Here is a 14,204-nt window from a genome sequence, read left to right on the forward strand (position 1 = left end):
TTTCTACCGCAACTGAATCTGAGGTTTTGTCTATATACAAAATAGAGTCGTATTTGACAATGAAACATCGTGAGTCGCATAGTTCAGGCATCGCAAGAGGACCTGAACTGATGACCCACCTGACCGACTACACCTCCTTCTCAGACGCACAGTCGCATTGCTCGACGGAGACGCTCTGGGCGCTTTTCGACGGCGACCGGCAGTCGTTCAACATCGCCTACGAGTGCGTCGACCGCCATGCGAGCGAAGGAAAGGTGGCCATCGTGGTGGCGTATGCGAATGGCAGCGAAGAGGTCATCACGTTCAAGGCGCTGTCGCGCCTGTCGAATCGCTTCGCCAATCTGCTGGTGGCGCGTGGCGTCCAGCCCGGCGATCGCGTCGCGGTCATGCTCGAGCCCTCGCTGGCCTTCTACGTGGCGATCTTCGGCGCGATCAAGACGGGCGCGATCGCCGTGCCGCTCTTTACGCTCTTTGGCCCGGACGGCATTCGCCTGCGCGTGGAAGACTGCAAGCCGAAAATTCTCGTGACCAATGCCGAGAAGGCGCCGGTGTCCCAAGGCATCGACGGTGTCGAGGTGCTCGTGGCCGATGGCGGCTTCGTGCAGAGCCTGAGTGCGTTCCCCGACACCTTCGAGGTTCGGACAACGGCCGAGGACTACGCGATATTCCAGTACACGTCCGGCACCACCCGCGAATTGCCGGCAGCCGTCAAGCACAAGCAGCGCGCACTCGTCACGTTGATGCTGGCGGCGCTCTACGGCACCGGCGTCCGGCCCGGTGACCGCTTTTTCTGCCCGTCGTCTCCTGCATGGGGGCATGGGCTCTGGCACGGCACGTTGGCGCCGCTGGCGCTCGGGGTGACCATCGGCGCCTACTCCGGAAAGTTCGATGCGGCACGGCTGCTCAAGGCCCTGCAACACGGCCGCTTCAACAACATTTCGGCCGCGGCAACGCACTTCCGGATGATGCGCAACTCAGGTGCCGCGGACAAATACAAGTACTACCTGGAAAAGGTTTCCTTCACCGGCGAGCCGATGGACAGCGAAACAGAAGATTTCGTCCGCGCCACTTTCGGGCGACCTGTGTGCAGCATGTACGGCACCACCGAGATCGGCGTGATTCTCGTGAACTACCCCGGCGCTGTGGATTTCAAGGTGAAGCCCGGTTCGCTCGGCAAGCCCATCCCCGGAGGGCAGGTCGATGTTCAGGACCCGGAAGGCAAGACATGTGCACCGGGTGTCGTGGGCGAACTCAAGATCTGGCGCAACGACGCCTGGGTGCCCACCAAGGACCTGGGCAAGGTCGACCAGGACGGCTACTTCTTTCACGCTGGCCGGGCCGACGACGTGATCATCTCCGCGGGCTGGACCATGAGCGCGGTGGAGATCGAAGACGCGGTGCTCAAACACCCCGACGTGCGCGAGGCCGCTGCGATTGGCGTAGCCGACGAACTCCGGGGCCAGGTGGTGAAGGCCTTTGTCGTCACGGAGCGCGAGGGCAGTGATGCCTTCACCAAGGAAATCCAGGACCTCGTGCGCAGCCGACTGAGTCAGCACGAGTATCCGCGCCACGTGGTCTTCGTGTCGGACCTTCCCAAGACACCCGCCGGCAAGGTGCATCGCAAGGTCCTGCGAGACCGCGAGCGGCAGCCCGCGAGCGTCTGACCCCTTTATTCCCCAACCCTCTTATCTACAACCACCAGGAGACCAACGATGTCTGTGCAAAGCGAAAGAACCTTCCCGAAGATCACCGAGCGCGGCCTGGACGAATTGCGCGAGCGCATCGGCCAGAAGATCGAAAACACCCAGGAGCCATGGTGCTACGAAGCCACGCGCGACAACATTCGCCATTACGCACACGGCATCGGAGACGACAACCCGCTCTGGTGCGATCCGGCCTATGCCGCAAAGACGAGGTACGGCAGCGTCGTGGCACTTCCGAGCTTCCTGTTCTCGACCAGCCGGATCGTGTCGGGCTATGTGGGTGGCCTGCCGGGTGTGCATGCGATGTGGTCGGGCGCCGACTGGACCTGGCACAAGCACGTACTGCGCAATGATGAGATCCGCACCGAGGCCTACCTCAAGGACCTGGTCGAGCACCAGACGCGTTTCGCGGGCCGCGCGGTCCAGCAGATCTATCACGTCGACTTCTACAACCAGAAGGGCGACAAGGTGTCCGAGGCCGACAGCTGGTGCTTCCGCACCGAGCGCGATCATGCCCGGGAGCAGGGCACGAAGTACAAGGAAGTGCGCGCACGCACGCCCCGGCAGTACTCGCCCGAGGAGATCCAGGAGGCCTTCAAGCTCTATCGCAACGAGGAAGTGCGCGGAGCGACCCCGCGCTACTGGGAAGACGTGGTCGAAGGCGAGGCGCTGCCTGTGATGTTCAAGGGCCCGATGACCGTGACCGGCTTCATCGCCTATGCGCAGGGCTGGGGCGGCCTTTATATCCGTGCCAACAAGATGGCCTGGAAGCTGATCGATGCGCATCCCGGCGTGGGCATTACCAACCGCTTCGGCATTCCCGACGTGCCCGAGCGCGTGCATTGGGAAGAAGACTTCGCGCTTGAAGTGGGCGCACCGGGCGCCTACGACTACGGCCCGGAGCGCACTTCCTGGCTCACGCATCACCTGACGAACTGGATGGGCGACGACGGCTTCCTGCGCAAGGCCAGCTGCAAGATCCGCCGCCACAACCCCGAGGGCGACATGCTGTTCATCAAGGGGCATGTGAAGCGCAAGTACGTCGAGGACGGCAAGCATCTGGTCGAGATCGAGCAGGAAGCGCGCAACCAGGACGATGAGCTCTCCGTGCTCGGTTCCGGCGTGGTTGAATTGCCCAGCCGCGGCTAGTATTTGCGGCCGGAAACAAAAAAAGGCCAACAAGGAAGACAAACGATGCGTGGTGCGCTCAGCGGCATTCGGGTAGTGGATCTGTCGCGCGTGCTGGCGGGGCCGATGTGCTCGCAAATGCTCGCGGATCACGGCGCGCATGTGATCAAGGTGGAGCCGCCCGGTGGTGACGACACCCGCACGCTAGGGCCGCCCTTCGACCGGCACGGTGACGCGTCCTACTTCAGCGCGATAAACCGGGGCAAGCAGTGCATCAGCATCGATCTTTCGAAGCCGCCGGGACGGCGGATCCTCGAACGGTTGCTCGAGGAGGCCGACGTCCTGATCGAGAACTTTCTGCCCGGTACGCTGGAAAAATGGGGAATTTCTTACGAAGGGTGGATCAAGGAGCGCTTCCCGCGTCTCATCCACTGCAGCATCAGCGGCTTTGGCGCAGACGGCCCGCTGGGTGGGCTGCCCGGCTATGACGCGGTGCTGCAGGCGCTGTGCGGACTCATGAGCGTCAATGGCGAACAGGCGAGTGGCCCGACACGGATCGGCGTGCCCATCGTCGACCACCTCACCGCCTACACCGCGCTGTCGGGCATCCTGCTTGCGCTGCAAGGCCGCAACGTCTCGGGCCAAGGGCAGCACGTGGAGGCTACGCTGTTCGATGCGGCGCTGAGCCTGCTGGTCCCGCATGCGGCCAACTACTTTCAATCGCATCAGGAGCCGGGTCTGCTCGGCAGCGCCCATCCCAACATTGCGCCCTACGACCGCTTCACGTGCGGCGACGGCGAGATATTTCTCGGGATCATGAACCGTGGCCAGTTCGAGCGCTTCTGCGGCGTGGTCGAACGACCTGACCTTGCGGTGGACGAACGCTTCGCCGACAACGCTGGGCGTCTGCAGCATCGGGATGCCCTTCGGGTCGAGATCGAACACGCCATCTGCCACCGCGCGCGCAAGACGCTGTGCGATGCGTTGATGGCGGCGGGGGTGCCCGCGGCGCCTGTGCATTCGGTGTCGGAGGCCTTTGCCCAGCCTCACGCAAAGCATCGCGAGATGGTGGTCGCTCGCGATGACTACAAGGGAATCGGTCTTCCTGTCCGGTTGCACGGCACGCCAGGCTCGCCGGGCGCGAGTCCTCGGCCTTTCAATTCAGACGCCGTCTGCGTCCTGGAATCGCTCGGATTCACCGCGCTTGAGATCGAGCAACTGTTTGACGACGGCGTCGTGCCCGCGCCGAACACGGCCATTCCCTTTGCTTAGGCTTCGAAGTTCAACGTGAGCCCGGGCGTCGGCCAGTCATCGATGGCAATCAGCCTCCCGCTGCCCGAGAGCGTGACGTAGGCCGTGCGCCGGTCGCGCCCGCCGAAGCAGATGTTGGTGGTGTAGCGGTCGGGCAGCGGCACATGCTCGACGGTGCTGCCATCGGGCGACACGATGCTGATGCCGCCGTGCAGCAGCGTCGCCACGCAAAGGTTGCCAAGTGCGTCGACCGCCATCGAATCGAAGCGCTGGTAGTGCCCGCCCGGCGAGGCACAGAGCATGCGGCCGCCATGCGGCGAGGGCCAGCCGTCCTTGCGAACGCGGCCCGGCGCGGTGATGTCGAAGGCCCAGACGCGGGCGCCCTCGGTCTCGGCGTAGTAGAGCGTGTTGCCGTCCGGCGAAAGGGCGATGCCGTTGGGCGTCATCACCGGCCGGGCGATGGTGCTTGCGGCGCTGCCGTCGGCATGGCCGTAGAAGAGGCCACCGCGGTCCATGTCGCGCTCGCGCACCTTGCCCAGGTCGGTGAAGTAGAAGCCGCCTTGTGCGTCGAACACGATGTCGTTGGGGCCGCACAGCGCGCCGCCTTCGACTGTTTCGTACAGGCGCTCGGCGCGGCCGGTGGCGAGGTTCACGCGTTCGATGCGGCCGCCCGAATAGTCTTCGGCCTGGCCGACCGGCCGCAAGCAGCCGTCGGCTTCTGTGTGCCACTTGAAGCCACCGTTGTTGCAGACATAGACCGCACCATCGGGCCCGATGGCCGCGCCGTTCGGCCCGCCGCCGAGGTCGGCAACCACTTGCACCAGTCCGTCAGCACGTACGCGGGTGAGCGTGCCACGCGCGATCTCGACCAGCAGCACCGAGCCATCGTCCATGGCGATCGGGCCTTCGGGAAACTGCAGGCGGGTGGCGAGTTCGCGAATGTGCATTGGAGGGCCTCGGTGATCGATCCTCTTACTTTTTCGGATTCTGCATGCGCGCGATGATCTTGGAGGTCTCGTTGCCTTCCTCTCGACCGTCCGCGTAGCGGCGCATGTAGTCGAAGACCTTGGCTTGCGAAACCTTCACCATCTGGCCCGCGTGCAGGTTGGGTACCTCGACCGGTTCGTTCTTCAGCAGGCCTTCGATGACGTCGCCGTTCCAGCGCGCGACTTCGACCCACATCCATTCGTTGCTGCCGCTGCGCGTGGTGAACGGTGCCTTCACGAGGATGTATTCGCCGGGCTGCAGGCCCTTGGCGAAGGCGTCGCGCAGCTTGGGCAACTGCGCGTTGGCCGCCTTGCTGGCGGCGAGCAGTTCGTCGTTGTGCTTGAGCCGCGTGACGCTGTCTTCGTCAGCACCGAAGACCGAGACCAGCATTGCGGTCTGCTGCGCATAGCGGTCGGGGCCCTTGTAGCGATTGAAGCGGATCTCGTACAGCCGGTTCTGCGGATCGCCGCTTTCCCATGTGCCGTTGACCAGCGAGAGCTTTGCCACCGCTGCGGCATTGGGCTTCAGGTGCGTGAGCTGCGGGTCGCGCGCGGCAGCGTGCTTGAGTGCGCGCAGGTCCAGGTCGTACTGGCCGGGCTGCGCCAGCGTGGCGCCTTCGACCATTGCCTGCGAGAACATGTTGACGAGATTGCCCATCGGGCGGTTGCTCGACCACGAGAAATCGCTCACCACCACGTCGGGCAACCCGAACTTCGACATGCCGAGCGTGATGGCCCGCACGAGGTCGCCGCTGCGGTAGGCATGAATGGTCGTGTGCTGCGACATGTCGGGCACGCCGCCGGCCCAGGTGTCGATGCGCCGCTTCTGCCATTCGTCGGGCGAAAAGACCTCGCGTGTTTCTTCGTCCCATAGCAGGCCGTTGGTGTCGCGCGCGACCTGCAGTGTGAGCTGCAAGGCTTTCTGCATGGCGGCCGAAGACTGCTGCGCCGGGTGCGCGAAATCGATGATGAGTGCCTTGTCCGCGGTCTGCAGGGCTTCGGCCTGCTCGCGCGAGATGCCGCGGCCGAAGCGCTGCAGCATCTCCATGCTCGGCGCGCGGTACTCCTTGAGCACAGTGGTGGTGTTCCAGTTCGCGAAGACCACGGGCTCGGTGGCCGTCGCTGGCGTGGGTGCCGCCTTCAGCAGCTTCGGGCTGCCGCCGAGCTTGGCGAGCCGGCTGCGCAACGCGGCCATCGGGTCGGTAGCCGGGGCCTTGGCGTAGTAGATGGCGAACTGGAAGTGGACGGGGCCAGTCTGCTGCGGCGAGCCGGCGGGCACCGGGGCGCCTGGTACGGCCTTGGCTGCGCTTTGCGCAGTCGCTGGTGCCGCGGTCGGCGTGGCCGCGAAGGCGACGGTACCGGCAGAAGAAAGAACCAGCGCGGCGAGCGCGAGGCGGGGGAAGAAGGCGGTCGTCTTTGGTGAGGGCATGGTCAGGACGTCTTCGTTGCTGCGGATGCCGGCATTCTCCACACGGCCCGGCCTCAGCTTCGCCGGCCCCCCGTCGCGCGAGGCTTGCCCGGCGTGCCGGGCAGCAGGTGGTCGAGCGGCAGCGCCGTTTCCGACTTGATCTCGCGCAGCACGATGCTCGAACGCACGTGCGTCACGCCTGGCAGGCTGAACAGCACCTCGTGCAGGAAGCGCTCGTAGTGCTTCATGTCCGGCACGGTCACGTTCAGGATGTAGTCCGCGGGCCCGGTGGCCGACACGCAGCGAATGATCTGCGGGCTCGCGGCCACGGCCTCTTCGAAGCGCTGCACCATCGCCTCGCTGTGGCGGTCGAGGTTCACCTCGGCCACGGCAGACACGTGCAGGCCCACCAGTTCGGGGTCGACCAGTGCCGTGTAGCCGCGGATGACGCCGGCTGTTTCCATGTCTTTTATGCGCTTCCAGCAGGGCGTGGGCGACAGGCCGATGGTGTCTGAAATCTGCTGCACCGTCTGGCGGCCATCGTGCTGCAGTGCAGAAAGGATCTTGAGGCAATGCTCGTCAAGGGAAAGAGAATCGACGTTCATGGCAAATTCCGAGAAGATTATTCTTCAAACAAGGGTCTGCGCCAGTGTATTGAAGAAGCACTTCCCTGGTGTGTCGCAGAACAATTCCGGGCATGAACGCCCCACACGACACAGCCGCACTCAGACGGCCCGGCTACCAGCTCTCCGACAACCTCTGGGCCCCTTCGGGCTCGGTCTTCATCACCGGCACGCAGGCGCTGATCCGCGTCCTGGTGATGCAGGGCCGGCGCGACGCGCAACGCGGCCTGCACACGCAGGGCTTCGTCAGCGGCTACCGCGGCTCGCCGCTGGGCATGGTCGACCAGGCCATCTGGAAGGCCGGCGAGCGCTTCAAGGAAACGGGCATCCGCTTTGTGCCGGCCGTCAACGAAGAGCTGGCGGCCACGCAGGTGCTGGGCACGCAGCGCGTCGAGTCTGATTCGGAGCGCACCGTCGAAGGCGTGTTCGCCATGTGGTACGGCAAAGGGCCGGGCGTGGACCGCGCGGGCGATGCGCTCAAGCACGGCAATGCGTATGGCTCGTCGCCGCACGGCGGCGTGCTGGTGGTGGCGGGCGACGACCACGGCTGCGTGTCGTCGTCGATGCCGCACCAGAGCGACCACGCCTTCATGGCATGGCGCATGCCGGTGATGCAGCCCTCGTGCGTGGCCGAGTACCTGGAGTTCGGCCTGTACGGCTACGAGCTGTCGCGCTACTCGGGTGCCTGGGTCGGCATGGCGGCGCTGTCTGAAGTGGTCGAGAGCGCCGGCACGGTGGACCTGGACGTGATCAACGAGCGCGTCGAGGCCTGGGAAGACGCCGATACCGTGAGCGCCGCCACCGGCCACCACGCGCCGCCTGACGGCCTGCACTACCGCTGGCCCGACCTGCCGTCGCTACGCATCGAATCGCGGCTCGAAGACAAGCTCGCGGCGGTGGCTGCTTTCACCAAGCGCAACAGCATCGATCGAGATGTGATCGTGAGCCCGCACGCGAAGGTGGGCATCGTCACCTGCGGCAAGGCGCATCACGACCTGATGGAAGTGCTGCGCCGGCTCGAACTCTCACCGGAGCAACTGGCCCGCGCCGGTGTGCGGCTCTACAAGATAGGCCTGAGCTTTCCGGTCGAGCAGACACGCATCAAGGCTTTTGCGCAGGGGCTGGAAGAGATCCTCATCGTCGAGGAGAAGGGCGCAGTAGTCGAAACGCAGCTGCGTGACATCTTCTACAACGCGCCAGCGGATGCGCGGCCTGTGCTCGTGGGCAAGCACGATCGAGACGGCCAGCCGCTGGTGTCGGCGCTCGGCGAGCTGCGCCCATCGCGGCTCATCGAGCTGGTTGCGCACTGGCTGGCCGTGCACTTTCCCGACAACCACGACCTGGGCGACCACCTGCAGCACGTGCGCGACTTCACGCCGCCCGAGCTGCTCGGCAACGCAAGCGATGCGGTCAAGCGCGTGCCGTATTTCTGCGCGGGCTGCCCGCACAACACCAGCACCAAGGTACCGGAGGGTTCGACGGCGCGTGCCGGCATCGGCTGCCACTTCATGGCCAACTGGATGGACCGCAGCACGGCAGGGCTGATCCAGATGGGCGGGGAGGGCGTCGACTGGATCTCGCACGCGATGTTCACCAAGACGCCGCACGTGTTCCAGAACCTGGGCGATGGCACGTACTACCACTCGGGCTACCTCGCGATCCGGCAGGCCGTGGCGGCCAAGGCAACGCTCACCTACAAGATCCTCTTCAACGACGCGGTGGCGATGACTGGCGGGCAGCCGGTCGATGGCGTCATCAGCGTGGATGCCATCGCGCGGCAGGTCGAATCGGAAGGGGTGCGCAAGGTCGTCGTCGTCAGTGACGAAATCAGCAAGTACGACGACATCAAGGACCGCTTTCCGAAAGGCACCGAGTTCCACGATCGCGCCGCGCTCGACGACGTGCAGCGTCGCCTGCGCGAGATGCCTGGCGTGACGGTGCTCATCTACGAACAGACCTGCGCGGCCGAGAAGCGCCGCCGCCGCAAGAAGGGCGAACTGGCCGACCCGCCCAAGCGCCTGTTCATCAACGAGGCTGTGTGCGAAGGCTGCGGCGACTGCACCGTGCAAAGCAACTGCGTGGCCGTGCTGCCGCACGAAACGCCGATGGGCCGCAAGCGCAAGATCGACCAGACCAGCTGCAACAAGGACTACTCCTGCGCCAAGGGCTTCTGCCCCAGCTTCGTGGGCGTGACGGGCGGCAAACTGCGCCGCAAGAGCGGCGCGCTGGCGGCCGGGCGCGATGCCTTCCTGCATCGGGTGGCCGCATTGCCGCATCCGGCGGAGCATGTGTGGACCGGCCCCTACGACCTGCTCGTGACCGGTGTGGGCGGCACTGGCGTGGTGACGGTCGGCGCGGTGATCGCCATGGCGGCGCACCTGGAAGCCAAGGCCGCGAGCGTGCTCGACTTCATGGGCTTCGCGCAGAAGGGCGGCTCGGTGCTGAGCTTCGTGCGGCTGGCCGATTCGCGCGAGCGGCTGCACCAGGTGCGCATCGACACGCAACAGGCCGATGCGATCCTGGCCTGCGACGTGGTCGTGGGTGCGTCGGCCGATGCGCTGCAGACCGTGCGGCACGGACGCACGCGCGTGCTGGCGAACATCCATGAGATTCCGGTGGCCGAGTCGTTGCGCAATCCGGATGCGGATCTGCATGTGGATCTGCTGCTGGAGAAGATGCGCTTCGTTGCCGGCGAAGAGCAGGTCGAGACTTTCGACGCGCAAAGCCTGGCTGAAGAGTTCCTGGGCGACACGCTGGCGGCGAACATCGTCGCAACCGGCTACGCATGGCAGCGCGGACTGGTGCCGCTGAGCCTGGAGGCGCTGATGCATGCGATCGAGCTGAACGGCGTGGCGGTGGCGGCCAACCAGTCGGCGTTCTCGCTGGGGCGGCTTGCTGCGGGTGACCCTGCGGCGTTGGATCAGTTGCGCGCTGCGCCTGTCGATGCGCATGCATCAACGACCGATGAGCGCCCGTTCGATGTGTTGCTCGCCGATGCACGCCGGCATCTGACCGGCTACCAGAACGCCGCATGGGCGGCTCGCTTCGAGACGCGCATCCGCGGCCTGCAGGCGCGCGAGGAGGCACTGCCGGGCGGCGATGCGAGCCTGCCTTTCACGCGCAATGCGGCGCGCAGCCTGCTCAAGCTCATGAGCTACAAGGACGAGTACGAGGTGGCGCGCCTGTACACCGATGGCGCGTTCATGCAGAAGCTGAAGGAGCAGTTCGAAGGCGAGTTGAAGCTCGAATTCCACATGGCGCCGCCGCTGGTTTCTCGTGCGGCACACGGGCAGGCACCCGCCAAGATCCGCATCGGCGGCTGGATGCTGTCTGCGATGCGATGGCTGGCGCTTGGCAAGCGGCTGCGCGGCACGGCTTTCGATCCGTTCGGGCGCACTGGCGAGCGGCGCGCAGAGCGTGAGTTGATCGCGCATTTCGATGGCCTGCTCGAAGCCGTGGCTGGCGAGCTGTCGGCCGGCAATCAGGCAACGGCCGCGCGCATTGCTGCGTTGCCGCTGTCGATTCGCGGCTTCGGCCACGTCAAGCTCGCGAACCTCGAAGCCGCGAAGCTGCGGGAGGCTGAGTTGCTGCACCGGTTTGCACCGGCGCGCTATCCGAAGCCGGAGCGTGCTGTGGAGGCGGGGCAGATCCGGGGGATTGCGATCGTGGCCGGTGCGCGCTGACCCTGGCTGCTCAGCCGACCGCCTTGATGAGCTTGTCGCGCCCCGCCTTCGCCAGCATGGACGCGACGGCGCAAGAGGCGAGTCGTGCGGGTTCGGAATCGGCGCGGCTCGTGAGGATCACCGGCACCTTGGTGCCCAGCACGATGCCTGCTGCATAGGCGCCACCGAGAAAAGTGAGGCTCTTGGCGAGCATGTTGCCCGCGTCCAGGTCGGGCACGATGAGCACATTGGCGCGGCCCGCTACCGGCGAGGTGATGCCCTTGATACGCGCGGCCTCGGCGTCGATGGCGTTGTCCATCGCGAGCGGGCCGTCGAGCACCGCGCCGGTGATCTGGCCGCGGTCGGCCATCTTGCACAGCACTGCGGCATCGAGCGTTGACGGCACTTTCGGGTTGACGGTTTCAGTTGCCGAGAGCACGGCAACGCGCACCGCCGGCATCTGCAGCGCATGCGCGAGATCGATGGCGTTCTGCACGATGTCGACCTTCTCTTCGAGCGTGGGCGCGATGTTGATGGCCGCGTCCGAAATGATCAGTGGCTGCGCGTGCCCGGGTATGTCCATCACAAAGCAATGACTGATGCGGCGCGAGGTGCGCAGGCCGCCTTCGCGGCGCACGACTGCGCCCATCAGTTCGTCGGTGTGAAGGCTGCCCTTCATCAATGCGTCGACCTCGCCGCGCAGTGCCATCGCGACGGCGGCATCGGCTGCGGCATGGCTGTGCGGTGCGTCGACGATGGCGATGCCGGAGATGTCGGCGCCTATCTCGTGCGCCGCGGCTTCGATCTTTGTGCGCGGGCCGACCAGCGTAGGAGCGATGAGGCCCAGTGCCGCAGAGGAGAGTGCTGCTTCGAGCGACACAGCGTTGGCGGGGTGGACCACTGCAACGCGCAACGGAGGCAGGTTGCGCGCGGCTGCGATCAGGCGGTCGTAGTGCGGATGGGCTGCGAGGGTCGAAGACGCCATGCGGGCTCCTGGAGGTGAAGGGGAGGGAGTGTGTTGCCGCAACGGTACTTGAAAAAAAGTTGATCGAGGCAGTTGACGATTGTGTAAAGACTATTTACAGTCCAAACCCAGTCAACGCCAACAGGACACACATCGTGAAAGCCGCACAGATCCGCATCTACAGCACTTGCCCCGCATCGGGCAATGTGTTCGTGCGCGTCGCATCGCATGCCGGCCTCAGCTTTGGTCTGCTGCCGTCGTTGCAGCAGCTCGATCAGTCCCCGTATTCCATGCAGAAGCCGCAGACCAATCTGTGGTCGTGCGATTACGAGGATCAGGTGCAACCGGGTGGAGGAAGCGCATAGGCGCAGACCTCCCAAGCTCTCTCGAAAAGAGGCCCGGACACCGCAAGGTTCCGGGCCTCTTTGTTTTTCTTCTCACTCATTTCTCAAGCAGCGATCGTGCTGCATGACACCGGGCTTCGGCCTCTTGAACGCTCTTTAAAAATTCGCAAGCACCGAGGCGAGACCGGCCACTGGAACGGATCGTCGCCTCACAAATTTTTCATTCAGCCCTGGTGACGCAATTGGTAGACGTGTCCGCCTTAGAAGCGGAATTCTGGGAGTTCGAGTCTCCCCTGGGGCACCAACTTTTCTCTGGGTGTAGTGTCAATCTGGTAGACGGCCTGCCTTGGACGCAGGAGGCTGCAGGTTCAAATCCTGCCACTCAGACCATCTCTTTTCTTTGTCTTTTTTTCCACGCGTGTGTAGCTCAACTGGCAGAGCACTGGACTCCAAACCCAACGGTTGAAGGTTCGACTCCTTCCGCGCGCGCCATCCCTTACCGGCCCTTCGCCTAGTGGTCCAAGGCACCGGGTTTTGATCCCGGCATCCAAGGTTCGAATCCTTGAGGGTCTGCCAGCTCTTCTTTCTCTTTCGTTCCGCTAACTCAGTGGCCAGAGTGCCTCCCTGTCCAGGAGGAAGCCAGGGGTTCGACTCCCCTGCGGAACGCCATACTCGATCGAACGCAAACGCCAAAGGAGCAGCGAAGCATGAAACCCGAAGTCCAACCGAAAAAGATCGTCGTACTCTCTGGCTCCGGTGTGAGTGCCGAAAGCGGCCTGCCCACGTTCCGCGATGCCAAGGGCCTGTGGAACACCTACTCGTGGCAGGAGCTCGCAAGCCCTGAAGGCTGGCGAAAGCACCCCGAGGCGGTGCTGGCCTTTTACAACGAGCGGCGAGCGAAGGCGTGGCAGGCGCAGCCGAACGTCGCGCACCTTGCCATTGCGTCGCTCGAGTCGGCGTATGAAGTCGTGATCGTCACGCAGAACGTCGATGCACTGCACGAGCGTGCGGGTTCAAGCAACGTGCTGCACGTGCACGGGCAACTCGCGTATGCGCGCGGCACGTCGGAGCCTGAACCCAGGCGCTACCGCATCGACGGCGAACCCATTGCCATGGGCCAGTTGTGCGAGGACGGCACGCAACTGCGGCCTGACATCGTGTGGTTCGGCGAAGCAGTGCAGCACTTCGACGAAGCTGAGCTGCATGTGGCCACCGCGGCGCGCGTGCTGGTGGTGGGTACGTCGCTCACTGTCAACCCCGCCGCATCGCTTGTGCGGTACGCGGATCGCTCTGCGCAGAAAGTGCTGGTTGCGCTCGACATGGAAGACGTGCCGTACGGATTCACCTTCCTGCAAGGCAAGGCCACCGACGTGGTGCCGGCCTTGGTGGCAAGGTGGCTCCACGAGGCGAGAGCCGGCACGTGATTGCTCGGTAGCGCTGCTCCAACCCAAGCCCGTCATCGTGTCGATGACGGGCTTTTTTATTGATCTTTCTTGTTCGAATCGATCAGCGCATCGTGCAGGCAGTGTCTGTAGTTCTTTCTCCGCATGCCGTTTGGCACTGGTCGTGCGCAGGTGCCTCGCTTAAGGTACGTGCCTTGCGAACCCGATGTAGCGCGGACCGCCAACACCTCGCAGACCCTTTGGCTCATTGCATCTTCGAGAGATGAGGCGGTTTAAAACTTATTGTTTTGTTTCGGACGTTTTCTGAAGAAATAGACAAAAAAGATCCGTGCAACAGATCGATAAAGCAGGAAAAGTTTGTTAAAAATCGGGCCTTCCGTTGCGTACTTGTTTCGATTTGATCGAATGGAAAGTGGGCACGAATGGATTCGAAGGCGCGATGTAATGCGAAAGCGTTGCGCCTGAAAGATGGGGCGACCCCCGCTGTGTCACCAGCGCTGGCGCCATCCGGTTGCGATTCGCTGCCGTCCTCCTGCAAGTGGAGGGCGGCTGGTTCCACGGTGTCCTCGATGGGCACGCAATTTCTGAGGGAGTTGATCTCATGGCAGTAGACATGTTCATGCGCGTTGAAGGCGCAAACGGCGAATCGAAGGACTCGAACCACAAGGAGTGGACGGACATCAAGTCGTTTGCGTGGGGAGCAACGCAGCCTGGAAACATGGTCAGCGGCGG

Annotated in this window: 11 protein-coding genes and 5 tRNA genes; 12 read left to right on the plus strand and 4 right to left on the minus strand. The window is 64.2% G+C overall.

Annotation, left to right across the window (positions count from 1 at the left end; genetic code table 11):
- Nucleotides 1-110: 110 nt before the first annotated feature.
- Genes BLW48_RS33405 through BLW48_RS33415 form a run of 3 tightly spaced genes read left to right on the plus strand, consistent with a single transcriptional unit; the run spans nt 111 to nt 4,103 of the window.
- Entirely contained in the window at nt 111-1,664 is a 1,554-nt protein-coding gene (locus BLW48_RS33405) for an acetate--CoA ligase (protein ID WP_093082119.1), read from the plus strand.
- Between the two features lie 48 nt (nt 1,665-1,712).
- Nucleotides 1,713-2,852, plus strand: a complete 1,140-nt coding sequence (locus BLW48_RS33410; protein WP_093179964.1) for an FAS1-like dehydratase domain-containing protein — start codon at nt 1,713-1,715, stop codon at nt 2,850-2,852.
- Between the two features lie 45 nt (nt 2,853-2,897).
- Complete coding sequence (locus BLW48_RS33415) at nt 2,898-4,103, plus strand: CaiB/BaiF CoA transferase family protein (RefSeq protein WP_093179966.1); 1,206 nt, start codon at nt 2,898-2,900, stop codon at nt 4,101-4,103.
- Here BLW48_RS33415 and BLW48_RS33420 read toward each other — a convergent pair.
- The 3 genes from BLW48_RS33420 to BLW48_RS33430 are packed head-to-tail and all read right to left on the minus strand — an operon-like array spanning nt 4,100 to nt 7,081.
- Complete coding sequence (locus BLW48_RS33420; RefSeq protein ID WP_093179967.1) at nt 4,100-5,029, minus strand: SMP-30/gluconolactonase/LRE family protein; 930 nt, start codon at nt 5,027-5,029, stop codon at nt 4,100-4,102. The two genes, BLW48_RS33415 and BLW48_RS33420, sit on opposite strands and share 4 nt — an antisense overlap.
- Nucleotides 5,030-5,054: 25 nt before the next feature.
- Complete coding sequence (locus BLW48_RS33425) at nt 5,055-6,497, minus strand: DUF2314 domain-containing protein (RefSeq protein WP_143047862.1); 1,443 nt, start codon at nt 6,495-6,497, stop codon at nt 5,055-5,057.
- Nucleotides 6,498-6,550: 53 nt separating this feature from the next.
- The gene (locus BLW48_RS33430) at nt 6,551-7,081 is read right to left on the minus strand and encodes an Lrp/AsnC family transcriptional regulator (protein WP_093059524.1); all 531 of its coding nucleotides are present in this window, start codon (nt 7,079-7,081) and stop codon (nt 6,551-6,553) included.
- A gap of 92 nt (nt 7,082-7,173) precedes the next feature.
- On the opposite strand from BLW48_RS33430, the gene BLW48_RS33435 reads away from it, so the two are divergent.
- Nucleotides 7,174-10,782: an indolepyruvate ferredoxin oxidoreductase family protein gene (locus tag BLW48_RS33435; protein ID WP_093179970.1), complete on the plus strand. Its 3,609-nt coding sequence runs from the start codon at nt 7,174-7,176 to the stop codon at nt 10,780-10,782.
- Between the two features lie 10 nt (nt 10,783-10,792).
- On the opposite strand, the gene BLW48_RS33440 is transcribed toward BLW48_RS33435, so the two are convergent.
- Nucleotides 10,793-11,746: a phosphate acetyltransferase gene (locus BLW48_RS33440; protein WP_093179972.1), complete on the minus strand. Its 954-nt coding sequence runs from the start codon at nt 11,744-11,746 to the stop codon at nt 10,793-10,795.
- Between the two features lie 134 nt (nt 11,747-11,880).
- Between BLW48_RS33440 and BLW48_RS33445 the strand changes: the two genes are divergently transcribed.
- From BLW48_RS33445 to BLW48_RS33480, 8 genes are all read left to right on the plus strand, one after another.
- Nucleotides 11,881-12,090, plus strand: a complete 210-nt coding sequence (locus BLW48_RS33445; RefSeq protein WP_093179973.1) for a hypothetical protein — start codon at nt 11,881-11,883, stop codon at nt 12,088-12,090.
- Between the two features lie 206 nt (nt 12,091-12,296).
- Nucleotides 12,297-12,373: transfer RNA gene (locus BLW48_RS33450), tRNA-Leu, on the plus strand.
- Between the two features lie 8 nt (nt 12,374-12,381).
- Nucleotides 12,382-12,459: transfer RNA gene (locus BLW48_RS33455), tRNA-Pro, on the plus strand.
- 26 nt (nt 12,460-12,485) lie between these two features.
- Nucleotides 12,486-12,561 (plus strand) — tRNA-Trp (locus tag BLW48_RS33460).
- Nucleotides 12,562-12,569: 8 nt separating this feature from the next.
- A tRNA-Gln gene (locus tag BLW48_RS33465) sits at nt 12,570-12,645 on the plus strand.
- A 17-nt stretch (nt 12,646-12,662) separates the two neighbouring features.
- A tRNA-Asp gene (locus BLW48_RS33470) sits at nt 12,663-12,738 on the plus strand.
- A gap of 38 nt (nt 12,739-12,776) precedes the next feature.
- On the plus strand, nt 12,777-13,493 hold the full coding sequence (locus BLW48_RS33475) for an SIR2 family NAD-dependent protein deacylase (protein WP_093179974.1): 717 nt from the start codon (nt 12,777-12,779) through the stop codon (nt 13,491-13,493).
- Between the two features lie 580 nt (nt 13,494-14,073).
- The coding region (locus BLW48_RS33480) for a type VI secretion system tube protein Hcp (protein WP_143042660.1) at nt 14,074-14,204 on the plus strand (131 nt) is incomplete at its 3' end.

This window comes from Variovorax sp. YR266 (genome assembly GCF_900107295.1).
Taxonomy (GTDB): domain Bacteria; phylum Pseudomonadota; class Gammaproteobacteria; order Burkholderiales; family Burkholderiaceae_C; genus Variovorax.

Coding starts and splice junctions, on each gene's coding strand:
- BLW48_RS33425 (WP_143047862.1), bottom strand. CDS start 6,497: ATGCCCTCACCAAAGACGACCGCCTTCTTCCCCCGCCTCGCGCTCGCC.
- BLW48_RS33420 (WP_093179967.1), bottom strand. CDS start 5,029: ATGCACATTCGCGAACTCGCCACCCGCCTGCAGTTTCCCGAAGGCCCG.
- BLW48_RS33440 (WP_093179972.1), bottom strand. CDS start 11,746: ATGGCGTCTTCGACCCTCGCAGCCCATCCGCACTACGACCGCCTGATC.
- BLW48_RS33430 (WP_093059524.1), bottom strand. CDS start 7,081: ATGAACGTCGATTCTCTTTCCCTTGACGAGCATTGCCTCAAGATCCTT.
- BLW48_RS33475 (WP_093179974.1), top strand. CDS start 12,777: ATGAAACCCGAAGTCCAACCGAAAAAGATCGTCGTACTCTCTGGCTCC.
- BLW48_RS33405 (WP_093082119.1), top strand. CDS start 111: ATGACCCACCTGACCGACTACACCTCCTTCTCAGACGCACAGTCGCAT.
- BLW48_RS33410 (WP_093179964.1), top strand. CDS start 1,713: ATGTCTGTGCAAAGCGAAAGAACCTTCCCGAAGATCACCGAGCGCGGC.
- BLW48_RS33435 (WP_093179970.1), top strand. CDS start 7,174: ATGAACGCCCCACACGACACAGCCGCACTCAGACGGCCCGGCTACCAG.
- BLW48_RS33415 (WP_093179966.1), top strand. CDS start 2,898: ATGCGTGGTGCGCTCAGCGGCATTCGGGTAGTGGATCTGTCGCGCGTG.